This is a genomic window from Halomonas sp. BC04, assembly GCF_000568385.1.
This window is the reverse complement of record NZ_AZQX01000010.1, coordinates 1-6,226: the sequence shown is the minus strand read 5'-3', so window position 1 is coordinate 6,226 and position 6,226 is coordinate 1. Positions and strand designations below refer to the sequence as shown.

Here is a 6,226-nt window from a genome sequence, read left to right as displayed (position 1 = left end):
GACCCGCTGGCGCTGGTCGAGGCCGAGGTCTGCGACGGCTACTGGCACGGCCGCCCCGGCATGGACAACACCCGGCTGCCCGCCGGCTGAGCTGCTAGCACCACAGCCCACTCTCTCTTCGAAACTCGTCTTAGACGAAGCTTGAGTGAGGCGCCGGGGCAGGTCGAAGAGGAGGTCATTTGCCATGGATGGCAAATGTAGCGCCCATGGATGGGTTTACAGCGCCTCCTCGCAGACCTGGCGGCGGCGCAACCCAAGCGGCATGCCCTGCCGCATGGCTCGATAGTACTTTTCTGACCTGGATCATTTCCTCCCGCTGCCGAAGGCACTAGCCTTCACACACCATATGTTGTGCATCAACATATCAAACGGCAGCACATATAGGGAGATTACGGTGAACGCCCCCATCCGCCAGGCCGGCCCACGCCGCATCGACGTCGCCTCGACCGTCAACGAATATCTGGAGCGCGCCGACTGGCGCGTGCACGCCAACGCCAACCAGGGCTACTCCCTGGGCGGGCTGATCCTCAACGTCTCGGGCAAGCTGATCGCCAACTACTGGCTCGACGAGGTCTACCCCGCCGAGGTCGGCGCCGCCCACCGGGAAGGCGACCTGCACATTCACGACCTGGACATGCTGTGCGGCTACTGCGCCGGCTGGTCCCTGCGCCAGCTGCTGATCGAAGGGTTCAATGGCGTGCCCGGGCGCGCCGAGAGCGAGCCGCCGCGCCACCTCTCCAGCGCCCTGGGCCAGATGGTCAACTTCCTCGGCACGCTGCAGAACGAGTGGGCCGGCGCCCAGGCCTTCAGCTCCTTCGATACCTATCTCGCGCCCTACGTACGCAGGGACGGCCTCGATTACGCGGCGGTGAAGCAGGCGGTTCAGGAATTTATCTACAACCTCAACGTGCCGTCGCGCTGGGGCAGCCAGACCCCCTTCACCAACCTCACCTTCGACTGGGTCTGCCCGGCGGACCTGCGCGACCAGGTGCCGATCGTCGGCGGCGAGGAGCAGCCGTTCACCTACGGGGAGCTGCAGGCGGAGATGGACCTGATCAACCGCGCCTACCTGGAGGTGATGGAGGCGGGCGACCGCCAGGGCCGCGTGTTCACCTTCCCTATCCCCACCTACAACATCACCCACGATTTCGACTGGGAGAGCGACAATGCCGAGCGGCTGTTCGCGTTGACCGCCAAGTACGGCCTGCCCTACTTCCAGAACTTCCTCAACTCGGACCTGGAGCCGCACATGGTGCGCTCCATGTGCTGCCGGCTGCAGCTCGATCTCACCGAACTGCTCAAGCGCGGCAACGGCCTGTTCGGCAGCGCCGAGCAGACCGGCTCGCTGGGCGTGGTGACGATCAACTGCGCCAGGCTTGGCTATCGCTTCGCCGGCGACCGCGCCGGCCTGTTCCAGGAGCTCGACCACCTCCTGGCATTGGGCCGCGACAGCCTGGAGCTCAAGCGCGAGTGTATCCAGCAGTGGATGGACGAGGGGCTCTACCCCTACACTCGGCGCTACCTCGGCACCCTGCGCAACCACTTCTCCACGCTGGGGGTGAACGGCCTCAACGAGATGGTGCGCAACTTCTCGGAAGACCGCTACGACATCGCCGACCCCGAGGGGCAGCAGCTGGCGCTGGAGATGCTCGATCACGTCCGCGAGCGCATGCAGGAATTCCAGGCCGAGACCGGCCATCTCTACAATCTGGAAGCGACCCCGGCGGAGGGCACCACCTACCGCTTTGCCCGTGCCGACACCGAGCGTTTCCCCGGCATCCTGCAGGCGGGCACGCCGGAGGCGCCCTACTACACCAATTCGAGCCAGCTGCCGGTGGGGCATACCGACGACCCCTTCGAGGCGCTGATCCATCAGGACCCACTGCAGACCCGCTACACCGGCGGCACCGTGCTGCATCTCTACATGCGCGAGAAGCTCTCCAGCGCTGACGCCTGCCGCAAGCTGGTGCGCACCGCCCTGTCACGCTTTCGCCTGCCCTATATCACCGTGACGCCGACCTTCTCGATCTGCCCGGTTCACGGCTACCTGGCCGGCGAACACGAGTTCTGCCCCAAGTGCGACGAGGCATTGCTGGCAAGACGCGCCGCGGCCACTCCGGCCTGAGCGTTTTTTTCACCCCGCTGTTTTATTCACCACTGGAAGGAGCCAAGAAGATGAACACCGATACCCTGCCCACCGAACAACGCCAGCGCTGCGAGGTATGGACCCGCGTGATGGGCTACCACCGCCCGGTCAGCCAGTTCAACGTCGGCAAGCGCGCCGAGCACCACGAACGCCGCCACTTCACCGAGCGGGCCGCGGCCCTCGCGCCCTGACATACCACGGCCTGAACTGCCGGGCCCCAGGTCCGGCAGAGCCATCAGCTGGGTAACAGAGCCTTCAGCATGGCAAGAGCCTTCGGCTTGGTAAAGGAACCTCAAGATGATCGCCACCGACCTCGACTCACCCTTGCATGTCCCCCTCGATGGTATCCGCCTGCCAGTAGCCGGCCTGACCCAGATGACCACCCTGGACTATCCGGATCACCTGGCCTGCGTGGTGTTCCTGCAGGGCTGCCCGCTGCGCTGCGGTTACTGCCACAACGGCCACATGATGGCGCCACGGCGCGGCGACGAGCACGAATGGCAGGCGGTGCGCGAGTTTCTGGAGAGCCGTCGCGGCTTGCTCGAGGCGGTGGTGTTCAGCGGTGGCGAGCCGACCCTGCATAACGCCCTGCCGGCCGCTGTCGCCGACGTGAAGGCAATGGGCTTCAAGGTGGGGCTGCATACCGCCGGCCCCTATCCGGGCCGGCTCTCTCGCCTGTTGCCGAATCTCGACTGGGTGGGGCTGGACGTGAAGGGGCGAGGACGCGACTTCGACCGTATCTGCGGCCGCCCGGGGATCTGGCAGCGCCACAGCCAGAGCCTGATGTCGCTGCTCGACAGCGGCGTGGCCTTCGAGTGTCGCACCACCGTGCACTGGCGCGACTTCGACCTGGCCGACGTGGAGCGCCTGGCGCTGACCCTGGCCGACTGTGGCGTGCGCCGCTACGCCATCCAGGTGGCCCGTACCCGCGACTGCCTCGACCCGGCCTACTGCCATCCGGTGGAAAACGCCCCGCCGAGGGCCATGCTCGCCGGACTGGTCAAGCGCCTGGCGCCGCATTTCGAGCAGATCGAGCTACGGGAATGAGCCCAACCGGCGACCATCAAGCTCCTGGACAGGGCACAAGAAATTACCTTCAGCAAAGTACGAAAACTTCCCTTTAGCCGGAGGTGGATGCCCCCTCTCTGACATGGACTAAGCTGAGTGTGAATCCTTGAGCAACTTGAGGAGAGGGATATGCTGAACAAGCTAGGAGTGATCTTGTACTTCCTGTTCTGGGCAGCAGCCATCGTCGTGATATTCGCTCTGGTGGCCGGACTGTTCTATCTGATCGCCATCGATCAGATGCCCATCAGCTGGAATCTTGTCTCGGGCAGCCTGTTCTTTGTCATTCTTGCCTTCATCTTCTGGGTCTGTGCCCAGGTATCGAGGCACTACCTGACAGATGATGGAGCATCGCCACCGGATACCAACGCATCTTCTTCATGAAGAGAGCTTACAAGGCCGAATGAAACAGCAGAGGCAATTATCGGTATCGCCTAGTGGCTCAGATTTTCCGGCCCAAAGGCATCCGGCAGGAGCTCTTCGATGGTGTAGCGCTTGAGCAGGCCGCCCTCGCCGTCGAGCACATGGATGCGGGTCTCGGCGTCGGCGAACTCGCGAATGCGCTGGCGACAGTCGCCGCAGGGTGTACAGGGATGGGCCCCCGGACCGATGACGTAGACATCACGCAAACGCCGCTCGCCGGCACTGACCATGGCGGCGATGGCCGAGGCCTCGGCGCACAGCCCCTTGTAGTGGGCCACTTCGACGTTGGCGCCGAAGTAGCGCACGCCGCTCTCGCTCTCCACCATGGCACCCACCGGGTGCTGTGAATAGGGCGCGTAGGCATTGCCGCGCGCGGCGATCAGCGCGGCGACAACCGCCGGCTCGATACCCGGATCGAGAGCGCTCATGCCGCCCCCGCCGCGTCGTCGCGCAGCACCGCTTCCAGCGCCACCTCGACCATCTCGTTGAAGCTGCGCTCGCGGGCATCGCTGGGCAGCGAGTCGCCCTTGAGGATGTGATCAGACACGGTGCAGATGGTCATCGCCCGGGCGCCGAACTCCGCCGCCACGCCGTAGAGCCCCGCCGCTTCCATCTCCACCCCGACGATACCGTAGCGCTTCATCAGCTCGAACAGCTCGCCCTGGGGGTTGTAGAACAGGTCCGCCGAGAACAGGTTACCCACCTTCACCGCCACCCCCTGGTCGGCAGCGGCGTCCACCGCGTGGCGGGTCAGCTCGAAATCGGCGATGGCGGCGAAATCGTGGCCCATGAAGCGGGTGCGGTTGACCGCCGAATCGGTGCTCGCACCGAGGCCGATCACCACGTCGCGCACCGCCACGTCGTCACGCACCGCCCCGCAGGAGCCGACCCGGATCAGGCGCTTCACGCCATAGTCGGTGATCAGCTCCTTGGCGTAGATGGAGACCGAGGGAATGCCCATGCCGTGGCCCATCACCGATATCTCGCGGCCCCGATAGCGGCCGGTGAAGCCGAGCATGTTGCGCACGCTGTTCACCTCGCGGGCGTCCTCGAGGAAGGTCTCGGCGATGTACTTGGCACGCAACGGGTCGCCGGGCATCAGTACGGTGTCGGCGAAGATGCCGCGTTCGCCCTGGATATGGGGAGTCGCCATGTCGAGGCTCCTATGCAGCGAGAGGGTCGGGGTGAAAAGGCTCGATAAGAAAACTCGTGCCGTCGGCCATGGGCACAAGCCCCAGGTGCGCCGCCACGCTCTGGCCGATATCGGCGAAGGTGTCGCGCGCGCCCAGCGAGCCTGGCGCGAGCCCCGCACCCAGTGCCAGCACAGGCACCCGCTCGCGGGTGTGGTCCGTGCCGTGCCAGGTGGGGTCGCAGCCGTGGTCGGCGGTGAGAACCAGCAAGTCATCGTCGCGCAATTTGGCCAGCAGCTCGGGCAGGCGCGCATCGAAAGCCTCCAATGCGGCAGCGTAGCCGGCCACATCACGGCGGTGGCCGTAGAGGGTGTCGAAGTCGACGAAGTTGGTCATGACGAGCGAGCGCTCTCCGGCTTCATCCAGCGCGGCCAGGGTGGCCTCCATCAGCGCGTCGTGGCCGCTGGCCTTGACCGTGCGCGTCACCCCACAGTGGGCGTAGATGTCGGCGATCTTGCCGATGGCGACCACCTCGCCGCCGGCATCACAGAGCTTCTGCAGTACCGTGGGCGCTGGCGGCTCGACGCTGTAGTCGCGCCGGTTGGCGGTGCGGGCGAAGTCATCAGCATTGCGGCCGACGAAGGGCCGCGCGATAACCCGGCCGATGTTGTAGGGCTCGAGCAGGAGACGGGCGGTCTCGCACAGGGCGTAGAGCTGCTCGAGGCCGAAGGCCTCCTCATGGGCGGCGATCTGAAACACCGAGTCGCCGGAGGTGTAGACGATGGGCTTGCCGCTCGCCACGTGCTCCTCACCCAGCCGGACGATGATCTCGGTACCCGAGGCGTGGCAGTTGCCCAGCACGCCGGGCAGCTCCCCCTCCCGGATGAGCGCTTCGAGCAGTTCGGGTGGAAAGCTCTCCTCTCGATCGAGAAAGTACCCCCAGTCGAAGCGCACCGGTACCCCGGCGATTTCCCAATGACCGGAGGGGGTGTCCTTGCCGGAGGAGATCTCCCGGGCGTGGCCGTAGGCGCCGATCACCTCCGCCGGCTCCTCGACGCCCTCGGCCCAGGTGCCTGTGCTTTCACGGTGGGCATGGAACAGCCCCAGCCGCGCCAGGTTAGGCAGCGCAAGCGGGCCTTGCCGCGCCGCCGGGCCGGTTCCGGGGCCCTGTAAAGAGTCGCACCGCCCGTGCGCGCAGGCAGCGGCGATATGGCCCAGGGTGTCGGCCCCGGCATCGCCGAACTGCTGGGCATCCGGCGCGCCGCCGATGCCGAAGGAGTCGAGTACCAGTACGATGGCGCGAGTCATGGCGCCTCCCGACGGATCACGTCCTGAATGAGTGTAGGCAATCTGATGTCGGTGGCTGCGACGTCGTTCACTTCGATGGCGGCTCGCAGCTGGCTGGCGGCTTGCTGGGCGTCGGATTCGCTTGCCGCATGCACCCAGGCCAGCGGCCGCTCGC

7 protein-coding genes are annotated in these 6,226 nt (G+C 65.8%); 4 read left to right on the top strand and 3 right to left on the bottom strand.

Annotated features, from left to right (window positions below; all coding sequences use genetic code 11):
• Window positions 1-394: 394 nt before the first annotated feature.
• The 4 genes from Q427_RS01085 (at window position 395) to Q427_RS01070 (ending at window position 3,595) form a co-directional block, all read left to right on the top strand.
• Window positions 395-2,125 carry a ribonucleoside triphosphate reductase gene (locus Q427_RS01085; RefSeq protein ID WP_051496024.1) on the top strand — a complete coding sequence of 577 codons (1,731 nt, stop codon included), beginning with the start codon at window positions 395-397 and terminating at the stop codon, window positions 2,123-2,125.
• A gap of 50 nt (window positions 2,126-2,175) precedes the next feature.
• The gene (gene nrdD / locus Q427_RS01080; RefSeq protein WP_043510320.1) at window positions 2,176-2,337 is read left to right on the top strand and encodes an anaerobic ribonucleoside-triphosphate reductase; all 162 of its coding nucleotides are present in this window, start codon (window positions 2,176-2,178) and stop codon (window positions 2,335-2,337) included.
• Window positions 2,338-2,443: 106 nt separating this feature from the next.
• Window positions 2,444-3,193, top strand: a complete 750-nt coding sequence (locus Q427_RS01075; protein WP_051496023.1) for an anaerobic ribonucleoside-triphosphate reductase activating protein — start codon at window positions 2,444-2,446, stop codon at window positions 3,191-3,193.
• 150 nt (window positions 3,194-3,343) lie between these two features.
• Window positions 3,344-3,595, top strand: coding sequence for a hypothetical protein (locus Q427_RS01070; RefSeq protein ID WP_043510318.1), 252 nt, complete (start codon window positions 3,344-3,346; stop codon window positions 3,593-3,595).
• Between the two features lie 50 nt (window positions 3,596-3,645).
• Here Q427_RS01070 and cdd read toward each other — a convergent pair whose 3' ends face one another.
• From cdd to Q427_RS01055, 3 genes are read right to left on the bottom strand one after another with little or no spacing between them, the layout of a single operon-like run.
• Window positions 3,646-4,062 carry a cytidine deaminase gene (cdd, locus tag Q427_RS01065; protein WP_043510316.1) on the bottom strand — a complete coding sequence of 139 codons (417 nt, stop codon included), beginning with the start codon at window positions 4,060-4,062 and terminating at the stop codon, window positions 3,646-3,648.
• The gene (gene deoD / locus Q427_RS01060; RefSeq protein ID WP_043510315.1) at window positions 4,059-4,787 is read right to left on the bottom strand and encodes a purine-nucleoside phosphorylase; all 729 of its coding nucleotides are present in this window, start codon (window positions 4,785-4,787) and stop codon (window positions 4,059-4,061) included. The genes cdd and deoD overlap by 4 nt, the downstream gene beginning before the upstream one ends.
• Before the next feature lie 10 nt (window positions 4,788-4,797).
• Entirely contained in the window at window positions 4,798-6,072 is a 1,275-nt protein-coding gene (locus Q427_RS01055; protein WP_043510314.1) for a phosphopentomutase, read from the bottom strand.
• Window positions 6,073-6,226 lie beyond the last annotated feature (154 nt).